This is a genomic window from Paracoccus sp. S-4012, assembly GCF_009674885.1.
Classification (GTDB): Bacteria; Pseudomonadota; Alphaproteobacteria; order Rhodobacterales; family Rhodobacteraceae; genus Paracoccus.
The window spans coordinates 1-1,038 of record NZ_WKKA01000046.1; the positions used below are offsets into that span (position 1 = coordinate 1).

Sequence of the window (1,038 nt, forward strand, 5' to 3'; positions counted from 1 at the left end):
TGATGGTCGAGGCCTTCGCCCAGATCGACAAGGAGGAGATCGACCCCATCCTCAGCATCACGGCCAAGGCCGCCTGATCATGATCTCAGGCCATCTCACGATTTACACCACGTTGACGGACGTGACCGTCAGCCGAGTCCGAGAGCGCGGACGATCTTTGCCGAAACGGTCATCCCGACCGGGTCGTGGAAGATCTCGAGCGCGGCCGCCCGCCCTCGTTCCGTAAGCCAACCGTCACTCAGCCGCCAGCCGCGAAAAACGAGCCAGTCCGTCTCGTTCCGAAACAAGACGTCGGCGCCGGCATGGTCGGCGAATTGCGCTCGACTCCGAACAATCTAATCCTCGACAGCTGACGGCAGTTCCGCGATTGCATTCTCGGCGGCAGCGATGAAACGCGGATCCTGCTCGAACGAGGCGCCGCCATTCCACGGCGCCGCCCGCCACATCACCGTTTCGGCGTCGGTCGACCAGCGGTGCCCGTCAACGATCCCCATCATCAGCAGCATTTCCCTGACATCATCTCGTGCATGAGACGCGCCGGCACCGTCTGCCGGCAGGATGTTCGGGCGGCGGTTCGGATGGAAACGAATGCCGCCGTTCTGCTCTGCGAGCCATAGCACGGCAACGGAGGCGTCATCCCACCGGAGAGCCCGCGGCGGGCGGGGCTTCCCCAGCGGGACGGCGCCCCAATCTACTTCCCTGGCAACTCCCAGGCGCTCCAGGGCTTCGCATCCGATCTGGTGGGCCGTCGTGTAGCCATGGAACCAGCCGCGGCGATCCGGGAGGGTGTCGATTTCCACCTGGAACTGACCCGGGTTGGCGCCTGATTTCCACTGAGATTTGGCCCATGTGACCCTTCCCCCGAGCGCGATGAGCGACGGGGGGCATCGGAGTGATCCACATGGGACTTTTGAACGTCATCCGCCGCATGGCCTTGCGAGAGAAGCTGCCGATCCGCGAGATCGCGCGTCGGACCGGGCTGTCGCGCAACACGATCAGGAAGTATCTGAAGGCGGGCACGGTCGAGCCGAGGTTCTC

Annotated in this window: 2 protein-coding genes; one reads left to right on the forward strand and one right to left on the reverse strand. The window is 64.2% G+C overall.

Annotation, left to right across the window (positions count from 1 at the left end; genetic code table 11):
• Positions 1–335: 335 nt before the first annotated feature.
• Positions 336–800, reverse strand: a complete 465-nt coding sequence (locus tag GI374_RS18730) for a hypothetical protein (protein ID WP_154338497.1) — start codon at positions 798–800, stop codon at positions 336–338.
• Between the two features lie 101 nt (positions 801–901).
• Between GI374_RS18730 and GI374_RS18735 the strand changes: the two genes are divergently transcribed.
• Positions 902–1,038: helix-turn-helix domain-containing protein (locus GI374_RS18735; protein ID WP_154338498.1), on the forward strand; the 137-nt coding region annotated here is incomplete at its 3' end.